The sequence below is a fragment of the Maribacter zhoushanensis genome (assembly GCF_029350975.1).
Lineage (GTDB): Bacteria > Bacteroidota > Bacteroidia > Flavobacteriales > Flavobacteriaceae > Maribacter > Maribacter zhoushanensis.
The window spans coordinates 452286-467126 of the sequence record NZ_JARKMR010000001.1; the positions used below are offsets into that span (position 1 = coordinate 452286).

The window sequence follows — 14841 nt, forward strand, 5'->3', positions numbered from 1 at the left end:
TAAAATTATAAAAGTCCCCTTTGCAATCTGTACTGGGGGCTTTTATTTTTTATGAGATTCCTGAAGTAGTTCAATATCTTTTAATAGTTTCTCAATATCCTCCTTTTTTGTTCCGTCGTAAAAACCCCTAATTCTCTTTTTCTCATCTACTAGAATGAAGTTTTCAGTATGGATCATATCAAATGGTCCACCGTCGCCATCGGTCTTTACGGCTAAATAAGATTTACGGGCTAGCTCATAAATCTGTTTCTTATCGCCTGTAACCAGATTCCAGTTGCTATCATCGACCCCTTTTTCCAAGGCATATTTTTTTAATTGAGCCACCGAGTCAATTTCCGGCGTAACCGAATGAGATAAAAGCATCACTTCAGAATCTTTGCCTAGTGCTTTTTGGAGATCTACCATGTTTTTGGTCATAATAGGACAAATAGTAGGGCAGGTGGTAAAAAAGAAATCGGCAATGTAAATTTTACCCTTGTAATTATCTTGGGTAATGGTCTCTCCATTTTGGTTGGTCAAAGAGAAATCGGCTATAGTATGGTATTTTCTAACATGCTGTATCTCTTCAGCCACTAATTCGGCATTTACCATGGCAGGTGAATAGACCGGTAATAATTTAACGGGTTGTAAAGCATTGTAAAAAAGATACATGATAACTGCAGAAATGGGTAACAGTACCAGGCCGAATAACTTGAATTTAGCGAAAAAGGACCGCATAAGAATTTTTTACAAAGGTACGCTAGCGGTATATCTTTTTCAAGTGAATAAGCCGTATACGCTGATAAATTATTCATAAAATACCACTACCTCAATGCGTTTCTTTTTTTTAGCGGTTGTAAAAATGTACTTTTGTGCGATTTTAATTTTCAGGAAAAAAGAATGAGCCCTATTATAATAAAGACAATACAATTTTTTTTAAGCCTTTCTATACTTATCGTTCTGCACGAGTTAGGGCATTTTATACCAGCTAAATATTTTAAAACTAGAGTTGAGAAGTTTTACTTGTTCTTTGATGTAAAGTTCTCGCTTTTCAAAAAGAAAATAGGAGAGACGGAATACGGAATTGGTTGGTTGCCATTAGGCGGATATGTGAAAATATCTGGAATGATAGATGAGAGCATGGACAAAGAAGCCATGGCGGAAGAGCCAAAGGAGTGGGAGTTTAGAAGTAAACCGGCTTGGCAGCGTTTAATTATAATGTTGGGTGGTGTTACGGTTAATTTCATTTTAGCTGTAGTTATTTTCATTGGTCTGGCATATGCTTATGGTGAAAAATATGTTGCAAATGATAGTTTGAAAGATGGAGTTTGGATTACTGATACTACTTTGGGTGATGCACTAGGTATACAAACGGGAGATAAGGTTCTTGCGGTAGATGGTAAAAAAATTATTAAGTTAAATAGTATAGTGCCAGAAGTGGTATATGGAGAGAATTTTACTATTGAACGTAATGGTCAAGAAATTGAGAAAGAAATTCCTGTAAATTTTATAGAAACAATTTCTGAAAATAAGGAGCAAGTTCGATTTATTCATTACAGAATACCATTTGTAATAAGAGAAGTTCCTGAAGATTCTCAAAATAAGGATAGTGGATTTAAAGCTGGTGACGCAGTTGTTGATATTGCAGGGAATGCCGTTGAATTTCAAGATCAAGTTATTCCTGTTCTTGCTGCCAATAAAGGAAAAAGTGTTCCTGTTACAGTAATTCGTGATGGGAATAAAATTACTTTGAACGCAAAAGTTTCTGACGAAGGTAAATTTGGGGTTTATGCCGGATTAAATTCTATGGAGGAATATCAAGAGAAAGGTTATTTCAGAGTGGAGACTTTAAAATATACCTTCATAGAATCTATCCCAGCTGGATGGAACAAAGGTGTTAAGACCCTTACAGATTACATTAAGGGGATGAAGAAAATCTTTAATCCTGATACTGGTGCTTATAAAGAAGTAGGTGGTTTTGCCGCTATTGGCGGTATGTTCCCAGATACTTGGAACTGGCCAGCGTTTTGGGGTACAACTGCGTTTATATCCATTATTCTTGCTTTTATGAACATTCTGCCAATACCAGCTTTAGATGGCGGACACGTTATGTTTTTACTTTATGAAATGATCACAGGTAGAAAGCCAAGTGATAAATTTTTAGAGTATGCACAGATCACCGGATTCTTTATTTTAATAGCACTTTTACTGTTCGCAAACGGTAATGATGTTTATAAAGCGATATTTAAATAAAAAAATAATTTATTTGTTTGGAGACTTTCAAAAAACTACTATATTTGCACCCGCTTTAGGAAACTAAAACGGGTTATTTTCCTCCTTAGCTCAGTTGGTTAGAGCATCTGACTGTTAATCAGAGGGTCCTTGGTTCGAGCCCAAGAGGGGGAGCAAAAAGCGAAATCCAATCTATTTATTTAGGTTGGATTTTTTGTTTTTGGTCATTATTGACGGCGGTTTGCACTGTTCTACTCTTTATTCCTATTTTTTTCTGTAAAATCAATTCTTCACCCAATCACTTAAAATTAGGTGTTCTTTTCGGTATGCTATTTAAAGTTGTAGCTATCCCTATTATTTGAATTAATACTAGAACAAGTCATTTCAATCCAGGTTAATCTATCGCCAATCTTTTTCAATATCTTTACTTCAGTATAAAAGTTGTTTTTACAAAATCATATATGTCAAACTATTTAATTACCGTTAACGAAGAAGAAATAGAATGCAAAATTAGCGATGCCAATGCTCTAGATAGCATTGCCGTTAATGCACATACTCTTCATGTTTTGCAAGAGAATACCGCTTTTGAGGTAGAAATACGCGAATCCGACTTTTTGAACAAGACCATCTCACTTTCTATTAATGGAAATATATATGAGGTTAAGCTTGAAGATGAATACGATCAACAGGTGAAAAAAATGGGATTATTGGCGGTAACTACCCAAAAACTGAATGAAGTAAAAGCACCAATGCCTGGGCTAATTGTTGATGTTATGGTTGAGGTAGGGCAGGAGATTGTTGAAGGCACCCCCTTATTGGTTTTATCTGCCATGAAAATGGAAAATATTATCCTTGCTCAAGGAGAAGGAACTATAAAGTCTATTGAGGTGAAGAAAGATGATACGGTAGAAAAAGGACAGTTAATTATTGAAATGGAATAATACACCAACGTCATATGTATAAAAGATTTCTTGTAATTTCTAGGATACATACTGAGAAATTAGATTTCGACAATCGATTAAATTAAGTTTTAATGAAAAAAATACTGATTGCCAATAGAGGTGAAATAGCTTTAAGAATAATGAAGACCGCCCAAAAGATGGGTATTAAAACGGTTGCCGTTTATTCAGAAGTTGATCGTCATTCTCCACATGTAAAGTTTGCTGACGAAGCAGTTCTTTTAGGTTCTGCACCATCATCAGAATCTTATTTGGTAATGGAAAAAGTTATAGATGCGGCAAAAGCAACTGGAGCAGCAGGTATTCACCCAGGCTACGGATTCTTAAGTGAAAATGCAGTGTTCGCCCAAATGGTAGAAGATAACGGCATCACGTTTATAGGACCCAAGCCACATGCTATTAAAGTTATGGGGAATAAGCTTGCGGCTAAAGAAGCGGTTCGTGATTATGATATACCTATGGTGCCCGGTATTGAAGAAGCAATAACAGATGTTGCCTTGGCTGAAAAGGTAGCTAAGCAAATAGGTTTTCCTATTTTAATAAAAGCTTCTGCTGGCGGTGGCGGTAAGGGAATGAGAGTTGTCGAAAACTTAAAAGATTTACCGGAACAAATGCAGCGGGCTATCAGTGAGGCGCAAGCTGCTTTTGGCGATGGTTCCGTATTTATAGAAAAATATGTAGGCTCACCCAGACATATAGAAATTCAAGTTTTAGCCGATACGCATGGTAATACGGTTCATTTATTTGAACGGGAATGTAGTGTACAAAGAAGGCACCAAAAGGTAGTTGAAGAAGCTCCGTCTGCAGTATTAACTCCTGAAATTAGGGAAGCCATGGGTGAAGCTGCTATCAAAGTAGCCAAAGCCTGTGATTATATAGGTGCTGGCACGGTAGAATTCTTACTGGACGAAAACAAGAATTTTTACTTCCTGGAAATGAATACAAGGTTACAAGTGGAGCATCCGGTTTCTGAATTAATATCTGGTATTGATTTGGTTGAGCAGCAAATAAAAGTAGCTCGTGGTGAAAAGTTGGCTTTCACGCAGAGCGATTTAAAAATTAAAGGTCATGCACTAGAAGTACGTGTATATGCTGAAGATCCATTAGCGAATTTTATGCCGAGTATTGGTACGTTATCAACCTATAAGACGCCCATTGGTGAAGGTATTCGTGTAGATGATGGCTTTGAGGAAGGTATGGAAGTGCCTATTTACTATGACCCTATGATATCTAAGTTGATCACCTATGGTAAAAATAGGGAAGAAGCTATACAATTAATGATAAAGGCAATTGATGATTACAAGGTAGAAGGTGTTGCTACTACCTTATCTTTTGGCAAATTTGTTTGTGAGCACGATGCTTTTACTTCTGGAAATTTCGATACTCACTTTGTTAAAAACTACTATTCTCCAGAGCTTTTAGAAAAACAGTATGCCGAAGAAAGAAGAATAGCTGCGTTGGTTGCTTTGAAGTTGTATCTGGAAAATGATAAGACATTAAAAGTGCCCACTAATGTTGTCTCTAATTGGCATAAAAGTAGAGTGTAAAATTGCAATAAGGATTTGAACGGTTACAATGAAAAATAATAAAGAGATATTAGCGGAGAAACTAGCATTGGGTAAAATGGGTGGTGGTCAAGAACGTATAGACAAGCAGCATGCCAAAGGAAAGTTAACTGCATATGAACGTATTCATTTTTTGTTAGATGAAGGGTCATTTGAAGAAATGGGGGCTTTGGTTACCCACCGTACTAAAGATTTTGGTATGGAAAAACAAGTCTTTTATGGTGACGGCGTTGTAACAGGTTATGGTACTATCAATGGAAGACAAGTTTGTGTTTTTGCACAGGATTTTACGGTTTTTGGTGGTGCTTTATCTGAAACACATGCCGAGAAAATCTGTAAAATCATGGATATGGCTATGAAAATAGGTGTACCAATGATTGGTCTTAATGATAGTGGTGGTGCTCGTATTCAAGAAGGGGTTCGTTCTTTAGGTGGTTATGCCGATATTTTTCATAAAAACGTAATGGCATCAGGGGTGATTCCTCAAATTTCTGCCATAATGGGTCCATGCGCTGGTGGTGCGGTATATTCGCCAGCAATGACTGATTTTACCTTAATGGTAGAGAATTCCAGTTATATGTTCGTAACCGGACCAAATGTGGTAAAAACTGTAACGAATGAAGAGGTAACATCAGAAGAACTTGGCGGTGCATTAACGCATGCCACCAAATCTGGAGTAACACACTTAACTGCTGCTAATGATATACAATGTATCAATCAAATAAAGCAGATAATTAGTTATATGCCTCAGAACTGTGAAGATAAACCCGCTGATATTCCATTTGAACTTGGTAATGAAGTTCGTGATGTATTAGAAGATATTGTTCCGGAGAATGCAAATCAACCTTATGATATGCGTAACGTCATCAATGGTATTATTGATCAAGATTCGTTTTTTGAAATACATGAAGCCTATGCCGATAATATTGTGGTTGGTTTTGCAAGATTAGGAGGTAAAAGTATTGGTATTGTCGCCAATCAACCAATAAGTTTAGCGGGTGTGTTAGATGTTGATAGTTCTAAAAAAGCGGCTCGCTTTACGCGTTTTTGTGATTGTTTCAATATTCCACTGTTAGTATTGGTAGATGTTCCAGGGTTTTTACCGGGTACAGATCAAGAATGGAACGGTATTATAACCAACGGTGCTAAATTATTGTATGCCCTAAGTGAAGCAACGGTACCTAAAGTAACCGTTATTACAAGAAAAGCATATGGTGGTGCTTATGATGTTATGAATTCCAAACACATTGGGGCCGATTTAAATTATGCGTGGCCAGGTGCTGAAATTGCGGTAATGGGAGCTAAAGGGGCGAGTGAGATTATTTTTAGAAAAGAAATAAGCGCCGCAGATGATCCTGAAGCGAAATTGGCAGAAAAAGAGGCAGAGTATGCTAAACTATTTGCAAATCCTTATAGCGCCGCTCAAAGAGGTTTTATAGATGAGGTTATTTTGCCAAAAGATACCAGGCGAAAATTAATAAAGGCGTATACTATGCTTGAAAATAAAGTAGCGGTTTTACCAAAGAAAAAACACGGTAATATTCCACTATAATATAAGCTACCGTATAGTGGCTTTTAGACCATAAGGGATGAGTCTCTTACAATTAGGCTCGTTTTAATCTCTACTGTTTTGGTCATTACATCTGTAGAGGGACTTTCAATTTCTTCAATCAAAAACCGTACTGCCGTACGACCGATCCTGTCACCAGGTTGGTCTACCGTAGTCAATGCAGGGCTAACGATTGTAGAGTTTACGGAGTTACTGAAACCTACTACGGCAATTTCTTCTGGTATTTTGACCTTGAACTTGTGTAGTGCTTTTATAGCGCCAATAGCCGCATTATCTGTAATGGCGAAAATAGCATCCGGGCGTTTCTTCATACTTAATAAGATATTGGTAAGTCGTCTACCGTTACCAATAGAAATATCTTCAGTGCTTAGAATAATTTTATTTTTAACGGGTAAGCCGTATTTTTTTAAAGCCCTTAAATAACCGGCATATCTTTTTTCTGAATTATAGGAGTTTTCGGTTTCTTTAATAATGGCAATACGCTTTTTCCCTAATTCTATTAAATGCTCTACGGCATCAAATGCAGCTTCTTCTTCATTAATAACAATTTGGGTACATGGTATTTTACTGGAAACTTTATCGAATAGTACTATAGGTATTCTTTTTAAGACTTTTAATACTTCGTCAACATTCTTTGTTTTTCTTGACAAGGACATTAATATACCATCTACGCCAAACTGTGTCATGGTGTTTAACATGTCTACCTGTTTGCGTTCATCATTATTAGATTCTGATATAATAACGCGGTATCCTCTTAATTCTGCCTCTTCAATAATTCCTTTTAAAATAGTTGAAGTGAACAAGTGGGCAATGTTTGGTACAATAACCCCTAGTATATGAGTTTCTCGAGATCTAAATCCTCTAGCAAATAAATTTGGTGCGTAATTCAGTTGCTTAGCAAGTATTTTGACTTTTTCTTTAGTGGCTTGGCTAATATCAGGGTGATTGTTCAGTGCTCTAGAAACTGTGGAGATTGATAGGTCTAGTTCTTTTGAAAGTTCTTTTAAAGTTGTGTTTCTCTTTTTGCTCATGGTTGAAAATGAGTAAATTATGCTGTAATTGAGTATGTAACAATATTACAAAATAAATTGCAAACGTTTGCGGTAACGTTTGCATAAGTATTTCGTTAATTTTTAGTTAGCACAGTATCATATTCGCATAATTTAGTCTCATAATCAACGATTTGATAATTTGAATCGACTCAACTTAAAAAAACTCAAACATTATGAAGAAAATTATTTTTGCGGTAATCGGACTTCTAATCAGTGTAAGCTCCTTTGCACAGACCGATATTTCAGGTACCGTATCAGACAGTTCAGGAGAACCTATTCCCGGTGCTAACATTTTAATAGCGGGCAGTACATCGGGTACAACATCAGATTTTGATGGTAATTTTGCTTTTTCTACAGATCTTACAGGTGCTCAAGTGTTACGCATATCCTATATAGGTTTTACATCTGTAGATAGACCGTTAACCTTAGATGGTTCTATGCAAACTGTAAATGTTGTCCTTCAAGAAGGGGGGCAATTATTAGATGAGGTGGTTTTAACCGCATCTAGTACGTTTCGTTCTCAAAAGCAGGCGCCATTATCTATTAGCTCTGTAAAAATGAAAGAGATAACAAAGCTATCAGCTAACAGTCAAGCAGATATTCTTCGTAGTGTGCCGGGTATTACCGCTGAAGGTGGAGGTGGTGAAACGGCAAGTAACATATTCGTTAGAGGTTTGCCTTCTGGTGGTCAGTATGTTTTTAATCCTTTACAGTATGATGGTATGCCGTTGATCAGTTCTTTCGGTTTAAATTCTTCTGCACATGATGTATACGCAAGACCAGATATTGGTTTTAAAGGTGTGGAGTTTGTTCGTGGTGGTGCAGCTGTTTTATATGGCGCTGGTTCTGTTGCAGGTATCATTAACTATACGAGCAAAACAGGGGACACAAACCCAGGTAATATTATCAACATTGAAGTTGCCAACCAAGGTAGAATTAAAACAGATTTCTATTCTGGTGGTCAATTAGGTGGTGAAGATTCTAATACATACTATGCTTTTACTGGTTTTGTACGTCATGATAGAGGTCCTATAGATGTTGGTCTTCCAACAAAAGGTGTTCAGTTTAGAGGTAACATCAAAAAGAAATTTGATAATGGTTCGTTTACATTAAGCGGACAGTTTATAGACGATAAAGCTCAGTTTTATCTTCCTATTCCATTAAGTGGTGGTGGTAGAGAGCGTATAAACGGTAATGATGGCAACCCTGTAGAACAATTGCTGTCTGGAGATTTGGCGAACACTTCTTTTAATACTCCTGGTGGAACATACAATAGCCCTATCGCTGATGGTGTTGCAACTACTGGTGGTTACATAATGGGTGATTTCAATTATAGATTTGAAGATGACCTTAAGTTGACTTCTAAAATTAAATATGCCAACTATAAGCACAACTTTGCACTGTATGTTGGTGGTAACGGTTTTAATGGTAACCCTATTACATTAGATAATTATGTAGAAAGTATTGCTCCGGGTAATTTAGGGTATACGGCAGCTTACCAAAGTGGATCTGGTGCTCAGATTAACGGTAATGATTTGGTTATTGATAACCTACATGTAGATCGTTTACGCCCAATGACAGATTACTCTGGTGAAATTAATCTTACAAAATCTATTGAAACGGCAAATGGTGGTAACCATAATATTACTGTTGGTTCCTATATAGCTCGTACAGAGGCTGAAGATGTTAATTATCAATATAGAGTATTGACAGAATTTAATAATAACCCACAATTGGTGAATTTAAATTATACCGATGCCAGTGGAGATAATGTAGTGTATTCTCAGGGCGGACTTTACAATCGTATTGGGCAAACTGCGAATAACTTTCTTTCTCAAAACAGACTTGCGCTTTACGTAACTGATGAGATGATATTAGATAAATGGCGTTTTGACGTTGGTTTCAGATGGGAGCATACAGATGGTATCAACAGTCGTGGTGGTATTATGAGCGAAACTGTTTATACTACTCCAGATATTACTACAGAACTTAGTGATGTACAAACGGCAGACGGTTCATTCTTAAGAACCGAAGTAAATGCTAATGCTTGGGCACTTTCCCTAGCTGGTCTTTATGAATTAACGGAAACTACCAGTCTTTATGCAAATTTTTCTAAAGGATATTTCTTTCCGCAATTAAGAGGTTTTGCTCCGGTGCCTGGTATTTCTGAAAGTCCGTACGACGCTGAAAACATTATTCAATTTGAAGCTGGTGCCAAATTCGGAAATCAGAAATTCTCTGGTTCTGTAGCTGGTTATTACGTAGGTCTTAAGGATCGTATTTCTATAAGACAGGCAATTGTTGGCGGTCAATTAATAGATGAAACAAGGGCGGAACAAAATACAAGAACTATTGGTGTTGAAGCAACTTGGGATTATAGTCTTGCCCAGTATTTAAACCTTCGTGGTAATGTAACTTACCAAGATCATGAAATTACAAAAAACACCGATTTTGATTTGGTAAACGGTACTTCTACAGAAGCTAATGTTGGTAATGAATTGGCAAGACAACCTAACCTATTAGGTGGTTTGGGCTTATACTTCGACAATACGGTTATTGACGCCAATTTTGGTTTCAACTACACAGGTGCAAAATTTACGGACGATACCAATAATATAGAATTAGATGCTATTACCATAGGTAGATTAGGTGCTGGTTACACATTCTCTAAAGAGGATAATAACAATTCGGTTCGTTTAGGGGTATCTGTTTTTAACTTATTTGATAGTGACGGAATTACTGAGGGTAACCCTAGAGCAGGTGCGGCTGGACAAACGGAATCTCAATTCTTTGTAGGTAGACCAATTTTGCCTAGAAGATTGTTTGTGACGGCTACTTTCAATTTCTAAAAAGTATGTGTTGTTAGTTTAAGTTCATTTGATAAACACATTGGTAGTTGGAGAATTGCCAATGTGTTTTTTTACTCGATAATCGATACTTAAATGCACTGACGCTTGCGTCGAAATATTAATTAGGTTTTCAAATCAATGCCTCGCGGGCTTGTCTCGGGGTTATTTACAAGATAATATGAATAAAGAATTATATAAGAAGGCTATTGCGGTTTTAGATGCAAATTTTCAAGAAGGCGGTTTTACTATACCTAGTGCAGGGCTGTATCCTTTTCAATGGAAGTGGGATTCTGGGTTTATAGCAATAGGCTTTGCCCATTATGATGTAGAAAAGGCAAAAACCGAAATGAGAACATTGCTTGATGCGCAGTGGGATAATGGATTTATACCTCATATCGTTTTTCATACAGATGACGATTCCTATTTTCCAGGTGCAGATTTTCATCAATCTGAATTACACTCATTATCCTCTAAAAAATATAGATCTACAGGTATGACACAACCACCTGTTTCTGGTTTTGTGTTACAAGAAATGTATCGTATTGCAGCTGATAAAGAAGATATGCTCAACTATATCAAAGAAGATATAGATAAGGTATTTGAGAATCACGTGTATTTCTATGAACATAGAGACCCCCAAGATGAAGGTTTGGTATATATCTATCACAATTGGGAATCCGGTACGGATAATTCTCCCGTTTGGGATGATATCTGGGATACCATGAACCCGCCAGAATATAATTTTGTTAGAAAAGATACAACACATGTAGATGCTTCTCAACGCCCTACTAAAAGAGAATATGATCACTATCTATATCTCATTGATATTGCAAAACAAAACGATTATGATGATGCCAAAATAGTAGAGTTATCCCCCTTTTTGGTGCAAGATCCATTGTTCAACGCAATGCTGATAAAATCTAATCAAGCATTAATAGAGTTGTATGAATTAATTGGAGGTAATGCCGATAAAATAGAAACCTTAAAAAAATGGCAATCTAAAAGTATAAAAAGTTTTAACGAGAAATTATTTGACGTGGAATTGGGTGCTTACGTACACTATGACTTAAGAAATGAAAAAGCAATTCGCCATATTACATCTTCGTCCTTTTCTCCTCTATTTGCAAGTATTCCTTCACCGGAAAGAGCTAAGGTTTTGGTAAAAACTATGATGGATAAATTTGGTGGAGATGACAAATATTTATGTGCCTCTTTTGATCCTACAAATGATAGGTTTAACCCTAAAAAATACTGGAGAGGGCCTGTTTGGATTAATATGAACTGGTTGCTTTTTCTAGGGTTAAAAAATTATGGTTTCCTAGATATGGCAGAGCAAATAAAGAATGATAGTATTGAGCTAATCGAACGATACGGTTTTTACGAATATTTTGATTGTAGAAAAGATACCGGCGATGAAAACCCTACCGGTTATGGTGGTAACAATTTTTCATGGAGCGCTGCTCTGTTTATAGATATGGTGAATACAGATTAGTGTGTCTGTAAAAAAGATTTAAATATGAACTACATTGACTACTTTGTAATCGCATTTTATATAATGGGTATTTTAGGTGTAGGTCTATTGATTAAAAGGAATAAAAAGTAACTTATGAACTACATAGACTATATCATTATTGTCGTATACTTAGTAGGGTTTTTGGGTTTGGGCTTTATGTTCAAGGATAACAACTCTGGCGGCGATTATTTTTTAGGAGGTCGTAAAACATCGTGGTTGCCTTTAAGTTTATCGGCTATGGCAACGCAATTATCTGCGATTAGCTTTATTTCAGCACCTGCATTTGTAGGTCTCAAAGATGGTGGTGGTATGCAATGGCTTACCTATGAATTAGGTGTGCCGCTTGCTATGGCTTTCTTGCTTATTGCAGTGTTACCTACACTTTATAAATCTGGTATTGTAAGTGTTTATGAGTATTTAGAAACACGATTCGATGCTTCTTCTCGCCTTTTAATAAGCTTTGTTTTTCAAATAAGTAGATCCGTTGCTACAGGGGTAATGGTGTATACTATGGCTTTGATTCTACAAGCCACAATTGGACTAGATTTTTGGATTTCTATTTTAATCATAGGTCTAATTACAATGGTATATTCATTTCAAGGCGGAATGAAAGCGGTGATATGGGGAGATGTTATTCAGATGTCCATACTTTTTATTGGTATCATCATATGTCTATTTTACGGATTTAGTGAACTAGGCGGAGTAGATAATTTTCTTACTCATGTAGATACGGATAGAATTACAGCGGTAGATTTTAGTAAATGGGGATTCAATAATGCGGATGGTAATGATGAATTCGGATTTTGGCCCATGGTAATTGGCGGATTCTTTCTTTATGCATCCTATTACGGTACAGATCAAACGCAATCACAGCGTTTGTTGTCATCAAGTAGCATGTCTAACCTTAAAAAACTGATGATGGCAAACGGGTTACTTCGTTTTCCGTTTACATTGACCTATTGTATAATGGGGCTTGTGTTAGGTACATTATTATTGCAAGATGTAAGTTTTCAAGAACAGATGGAGACTGTTTATCAAGCAAATATTGGTTCTTTAGCAGGTAAAAAGGCTGATTTAATGGTGCCGGTTTTTATCATAAAATATCTTCCTAATGGGGTTATAGGTATATTGATCGTCGCTATAATGTCGGCAGCCATGTCTACTTTAAGTTCTACGGTAAACTCATTATCTGCGGTAACTATGGAAGATTTTGTAAAACGCTTCAATCCAAATATGCCAGATAAAAAATATATGACCTACTCTAAGCTACTATCTATCTTTTGGGGTCTAGTTTGTTTGTTCTTTGCGTTCTTTGCTGGTAATATAGAAGGTACGGTAATAGAGGTGATCAATAAGATAAGTTCAGTATTCTATGGTCCTATTTTAGCAGCTTTCATTCTAGCTATTTTAACCAAAAGAACACATGCACTGGGTGCCAATATTGGTATAGTAGTGGGTGTATTGTTCAATATATATCTATGGTTATATGTACCGCAAATCTTTTGGTTTTGGTGGAATGCCTTAGGGTGTTTGGTGACCATAGTAGTGGCGCTTGCTGTAAGCTATACTGTGAAAAGAACGGTTAACGAGGGGTTAAAGGTAGAATACTATTCCGGTAAAAAAGAAGTGGCAATATTGTTAGCCTACTTTGTAGCAATAGTTGCGTTTAGTGTTGCATTACCAAATATTTTGAATTAATCTTATAGCCATGAAATTTGTAATAGCACCAGATAAATTTAAAGGTTCATTAACCGGATTCGAATTTTGCGATGCCGTAGAAGAAGGACTCCTAATGGTTTTCAAAGATGCCGAAATTGTTAAGAGACCATTGGCAGATGGTGGTGATGGCACTATGGAAGTGGCTAAACATTATATAAAAGGAGAAACGGTTACTATTACTGTAAACGACCCATTGTTTAGACCTATAAATGCGTCTTATCTATATTCTGATGAAACAAAGATTGCCTATATAGAAATGGCGGAAGCATCAGGATTAAAATTACTGAATGTTGATGAGTTTGACTGCATGGAAACTACAACATCCGGAACGGGAGAATTGATTTATGATGCATTAGAAAAAGGCGCAACAGAAATAATTTTAGGTATTGGCGGTAGTGCTACCAATGATGGTGGTATGGGCATGGCAAATGCTTTAGGGTATCGATTTTTAGATGAGAACAATCAAGAAATATCCCCTATAGGTAAGAATCTTTCTAAGGTGAGAACAATAGATGATTCTAATAAGCATAAGCAGCTGGATCTCGTTACGGTTAAGGTAGCATGTGATGTCACTAATCCCTTTTATGGATTGCAAGGTGCAGCATATATTTATGGGGCTCAGAAAGGTGCTTCAGAAAATGAGATTATATTTCTTAATCAAGGTTTATGCAATTTTGCCGAGATTATTAAAAAGCATTATAAAATCGATTTACAAAAAGTAAGTGGCGCCGGTGCAGCTGGTGGTGTAGGAGGTGGTGCTCTTGTTTTTCTAAATGGCGAATTAATTTCTGGTAATAATTTGGTAAAAGAACTAGCAGATTTTGATAAGGCTATTAAAGATGCAGATTGGGTTATTACCGGCGAAGGTCAACTAGATGAGCAAACGTTGTCCGGTAAGACTATAGATGGTGTAATAAAATCTGCCAAATTACATAAAATACCTGTTGCCGCACTTTGCGGATCGGTAAGTATAACCGTTGCACAGCAACGACAATTTGGTTTAGCTTATGTGTCATCTATTGTACGGGGAATCTCTACGTTAAAACAAGCTATGGAGCAGAGTAAGGACAACCTTGTAAATGCTGCCTATAATTTTGCAAGTTTACTAAAATAAAATACCTTTTGGTATGTTTTAGAATTCACTGAATATCTTAATATTTAGATTGCCCTTTAAGATCAGGATGGGCATAGGTAAACAACAAAAGCAGTTTGTTAAACAAATAATTAGTACTACAAATTAATGGTCTAGCATATAGTTTCCACAGAATTAGCTCTGTATACCTTTCATTTTGGTGTATTGACAACAATTTGTTTAAGGGTTGCTAGGCTCCTGTTACCTTTATTTAACGTAAGCATGTATATCCATTGAAACTAAAATAGTATTAATGGATTTTTTTTAGCAA

General features: G+C 36.4%; 10 protein-coding genes and 1 tRNA gene. 9 read left to right on the plus strand and 2 right to left on the minus strand.

The features are described from left to right. Positions 1 to 42 precede the first annotated feature (42 nt). Entirely contained in the window at positions 43 to 717 is a 675-nt protein-coding gene (locus PXD56_RS01955; RefSeq protein WP_276491676.1) for an SCO family protein, read from the minus strand. Positions 718 to 879: 162 nt separating this feature from the next. Between PXD56_RS01955 and rseP the strand changes: the two genes are divergently transcribed. The 5 genes from rseP (at position 880) to PXD56_RS01980 (ending at position 6287) form a co-directional block, all read left to right on the plus strand. After that, positions 880 to 2232, plus strand: coding sequence for an RIP metalloprotease RseP (gene rseP / locus PXD56_RS01960; RefSeq protein ID WP_276491677.1), 1353 nt, complete (start codon positions 880 to 882; stop codon positions 2230 to 2232). A gap of 79 nt (positions 2233 to 2311) precedes the next feature. Next, positions 2312 to 2385: transfer RNA gene (locus tag PXD56_RS01965), tRNA-Asn, on the plus strand. A 287-nt stretch (positions 2386 to 2672) separates the two neighbouring features. Continuing rightward, positions 2673 to 3152, plus strand: a complete 480-nt coding sequence (locus PXD56_RS01970; protein WP_276491678.1) for a biotin/lipoyl-containing protein — start codon at positions 2673 to 2675, stop codon at positions 3150 to 3152. Between the two features lie 92 nt (positions 3153 to 3244). Then, positions 3245 to 4717: an acetyl-CoA carboxylase biotin carboxylase subunit gene (gene accC / locus PXD56_RS01975; RefSeq protein WP_276491679.1), complete on the plus strand. Its 1473-nt coding sequence runs from the start codon at positions 3245 to 3247 to the stop codon at positions 4715 to 4717. Between the two features lie 28 nt (positions 4718 to 4745). After that, on the plus strand, positions 4746 to 6287 hold the full coding sequence (locus PXD56_RS01980; RefSeq protein WP_276491680.1) for an acyl-CoA carboxylase subunit beta: 1542 nt from the start codon (positions 4746 to 4748) through the stop codon (positions 6285 to 6287). 23 nt (positions 6288 to 6310) lie between these two features. Here the strand turns inward: PXD56_RS01980 and PXD56_RS01985 are convergent, their stop codons facing one another. Continuing rightward, positions 6311 to 7336, minus strand: a complete 1026-nt coding sequence (locus tag PXD56_RS01985; RefSeq protein WP_276491681.1) for a LacI family DNA-binding transcriptional regulator — start codon at positions 7334 to 7336, stop codon at positions 6311 to 6313. 194 nt (positions 7337 to 7530) lie between these two features. On the opposite strand from PXD56_RS01985, the gene PXD56_RS01990 reads away from it, so the two are divergent. The 4 genes from PXD56_RS01990 (at position 7531) to PXD56_RS02005 (ending at position 14552) form a co-directional block, all read left to right on the plus strand. Continuing rightward, positions 7531 to 10206: a TonB-dependent receptor gene (locus PXD56_RS01990; protein ID WP_276491682.1), complete on the plus strand. Its 2676-nt coding sequence runs from the start codon at positions 7531 to 7533 to the stop codon at positions 10204 to 10206. Between the two features lie 178 nt (positions 10207 to 10384). Beyond that, positions 10385 to 11698 (plus strand): amylo-alpha-1,6-glucosidase, encoded by a 1314-nt coding sequence (locus tag PXD56_RS01995; RefSeq protein WP_276491683.1) that lies wholly within the window; start codon positions 10385 to 10387, stop codon positions 11696 to 11698. 114 nt (positions 11699 to 11812) lie between these two features. Further along, the gene (locus tag PXD56_RS02000) at positions 11813 to 13417 is read left to right on the plus strand and encodes a sodium:solute symporter family protein (protein WP_276491684.1); all 1605 of its coding nucleotides are present in this window, start codon (positions 11813 to 11815) and stop codon (positions 13415 to 13417) included. A gap of 10 nt (positions 13418 to 13427) precedes the next feature. Continuing rightward, positions 13428 to 14552 carry a glycerate kinase gene (locus PXD56_RS02005; RefSeq protein WP_276491685.1) on the plus strand — a complete coding sequence of 375 codons (1125 nt, stop codon included), beginning with the start codon at positions 13428 to 13430 and terminating at the stop codon, positions 14550 to 14552. Positions 14553 to 14841 lie beyond the last annotated feature (289 nt).

What these genes read in the sequence shown, in the direction of transcription:
- PXD56_RS01980 (WP_276491680.1), top strand. Translation starts at nt 4,746, where the DNA reads ATGAAAAATAATAAAGAGATATTAGCGGAGAAACTAGCATTGGGTAAA.
- PXD56_RS02000 (WP_276491684.1), top strand. Translation starts at nt 11,813, where the DNA reads ATGAACTACATAGACTATATCATTATTGTCGTATACTTAGTAGGGTTT.
- PXD56_RS02005 (WP_276491685.1), top strand. Translation starts at nt 13,428, where the DNA reads ATGAAATTTGTAATAGCACCAGATAAATTTAAAGGTTCATTAACCGGA.
- PXD56_RS01985 (WP_276491681.1), bottom strand. Translation starts at nt 7,336, where the DNA reads ATGAGCAAAAAGAGAAACACAACTTTAAAAGAACTTTCAAAAGAACTA.
- PXD56_RS01990 (WP_276491682.1), top strand. Translation starts at nt 7,531, where the DNA reads ATGAAGAAAATTATTTTTGCGGTAATCGGACTTCTAATCAGTGTAAGC.
- PXD56_RS01970 (WP_276491678.1), top strand. Translation starts at nt 2,673, where the DNA reads ATGTCAAACTATTTAATTACCGTTAACGAAGAAGAAATAGAATGCAAA.
- rseP (WP_276491677.1), top strand. Translation starts at nt 880, where the DNA reads ATGAGCCCTATTATAATAAAGACAATACAATTTTTTTTAAGCCTTTCT.
- PXD56_RS01955 (WP_276491676.1), bottom strand. Translation starts at nt 717, where the DNA reads ATGCGGTCCTTTTTCGCTAAATTCAAGTTATTCGGCCTGGTACTGTTA.
- accC (WP_276491679.1), top strand. Translation starts at nt 3,245, where the DNA reads ATGAAAAAAATACTGATTGCCAATAGAGGTGAAATAGCTTTAAGAATA.
- PXD56_RS01995 (WP_276491683.1), top strand. Translation starts at nt 10,385, where the DNA reads ATGAATAAAGAATTATATAAGAAGGCTATTGCGGTTTTAGATGCAAAT.